Source organism: Neisseria sp. P0021.S007 (assembly GCF_051956855.1).
The window spans coordinates 1-2,222 of sequence record NZ_JBQCXA010000019.1; the positions used below are offsets into that span (position 1 = coordinate 1).

1 protein-coding gene and 2 pseudogenes are annotated in these 2,222 nt (G+C 44.4%); 2 read left to right on the top strand and 1 reads right to left on the bottom strand.

Annotated features, from left to right (window positions below; all coding sequences use genetic code 11):
• Together ACTHUR_RS10610 and ACTHUR_RS10615 are read left to right on the top strand one after the other, a co-directional pair.
• Nucleotides 1-188, top strand: a pseudogene (locus ACTHUR_RS10610) (zonular occludens toxin family protein); the annotation flags it as partial.
• Between the two features lie 571 nt (nt 189-759).
• On the top strand, nt 760-1,707 hold the full coding sequence (locus ACTHUR_RS10615; RefSeq protein ID WP_070459379.1) for an IS110 family transposase: 948 nt from the start codon (nt 760-762) through the stop codon (nt 1,705-1,707).
• Nucleotides 1,708-1,873: 166 nt separating this feature from the next.
• Here the strand turns inward: ACTHUR_RS10615 and ACTHUR_RS10620 are convergent.
• Nucleotides 1,874-2,222 (bottom strand): annotated as a pseudogene (locus tag ACTHUR_RS10620) (nicotinate phosphoribosyltransferase); the annotation flags it as partial.

A 2,222-nucleotide genomic window follows, 5' to 3' on the forward strand; every position in this document is an offset into this window, starting at 1 on the left:
ATATTAAAGATGGCTTGCCCTTCAACCCTTATAAAACTAAACAAAACGAAGCATTAACGGCTGATTCAAATTCATCAGTATCAGAAAAACCGCAAGTCTTGACAATGGGTGGAAAGAGTCCGCAGAATTTAATGTATGACGGATACGAAGATAAAGCCCTAAGTAATGAGGGCGGAAAAATAAATTAGGGAAACGATGAACGCATTAGAATTTGTTATTTCGTGTTTGGTTGTTTATGCAATAATTCACATCCATAGAAAGCATGGCACGGCTTATTTCAAAATGTTGATTAAGGAATTTGGCATTTTTATTTTCGGTCTTGCTATTATTTTTCTTGTATTATGCGCAGCAGGGGTCTTAATGTTCGCAGTCCAATCGCACACCTAACCACAAGTCAGGGGGAGGACGTCCAGAAAGATTTGTAAAGACAGCTTTATCGTCTTTATAAATCTTTTTGGATACCCCTTGACGCTAGCCAACCCTAAAACGCTAGGGCAAAGGGGTGGGGTGGTTTTTTTACCCCACCCCCTGCCACGTGGCGAACGTCGCCGAAGGCAAAAACATTTAAAGCCCCAAGCCCTGAACGTGAAACCAGCATTTTCAGGGCTTGGCGTTTGACGAAACACCAAGCAAAGCCCGTGACTTCGTAAGTACGGCACAGCCACAAGGCTGTAACAAAGATTGAAGCACGGGTCTTCTAATAACCTGAATTTGAACACTATCTAGGGCAAAAAGCCCGTATTCATAAGGCAAAACCCCATGTACTTAGGCATAGACGTATCGAAATTAACAATAGATTGCTGTCTGATTTCAGACGGCCTTTTTTTTGAGCGTAAGTTCAAAAACAGCCAGGCCGGATTTCAAGACCTGAAAGACTGGCTAAAAGAAAACGGCGCAACAGAAAGGCTTCATTGCTGCTGCGAAGCAACAGGGAAATACTACGAAGCAGCAGCTGAATATTTGAGCAAATACTACCGAATGAGTGTAGAGAACCCACGTAAAATAAAAGGTTTCGGGACAGCCGTTTTACAAAGAACCAAAACAGACCGTCAAGACGCAAAAACTATAGCCCAATACTGCAAAGCACTAGAACCCCGACCGTGGCAGAAACCCACCGAAGCACAAACCAAACTGCGAGAACTGACACGATACCAACACCGTCTGAAACGCCAAAAAGCAGCCGAACAAACCAAACTCCAAACCGCCCCCGCCTACCTGCTCCCACTGATACAGTCCACCATTACCCATCTTCAACAGCAAATCAAAGCCGTTCAAAACCAACTGAACCAGTTTCACAAAGACAATCCCGACTACAAAATCCAAAAAGAGCGCCTGAAAACCATCACAGGCATAGGCGAAGCAGCGGCCAATAGCCTTTTATCAGTTCTGACCCAAACGGACCGGTTCAAGACCGCAGCGCAATTTGTAGCCTACCTAGGCTTAGACCCCAAGGAAAACCAGTCAGGAACAAGCCTAAAAGGCAGACCGCGTATTTCTAAGCTGGGCAATACCCATTTGCGAACAACCTTGTTTATTCCGGCTATGCACGCATACCGAAGCAGCACCTTTGCCAAGTATGTAAGCCGACTACAAAAGAACGGCAAAAGGCCGAAAGTGATAATTGTCGCACTCATGCGGAAACTGGCGGTAATAGCGTTCACACTTTTGAAGAACGGCCAAGATTTTCAAGTGGAAAGATATAAATGAAAAATTAAACCTGGTTTTCGCCGGCGATTTTTAATTTACTAAATAAAAAAATAAAACGCAAAACCATTTAATATCAAACAAAACACCCTGAACAAATCAGGGTGCGTATTATTGCAACTTTAAGAAATGTAAAGTTTATTGACTGTGAAATACACTATCTTTGTTTTTAGGCTTTCTCTTCCGGCTCAGGTACGTCAAACACTTGGCGCAGGTAAGCGAGGAAGGTGTTGTTGGTGGTCATGGTTTTGCCCGGGGAGTCGGAGAGCTTGGCGACGGATTGGCCGTTACACTCGACGAGCTTCAAGACAATGTTCAAAGGCGTGTGTCCCAAATCGTTGGTCAGGTTGGTACCGATACCGAAACTGGTTTTGAAACGGTCTTTGAAGTATTGGTGCAACGCCCATGAACGCTCAATATCGAGGCCGTCTGAAAAGGTCAGCATTTTGGTGCGGCTGTCGATTTTGAGTTTTTTGTAATGCTCGTAGGCTTTGTCGCCCCAAACATAAGGATCGCCG

What these genes read in the sequence shown, in the direction of transcription:
- ACTHUR_RS10615 (WP_070459379.1), top strand. Translation starts at nt 760, where the DNA reads ATGTACTTAGGCATAGACGTATCGAAATTAACAATAGATTGCTGTCTG.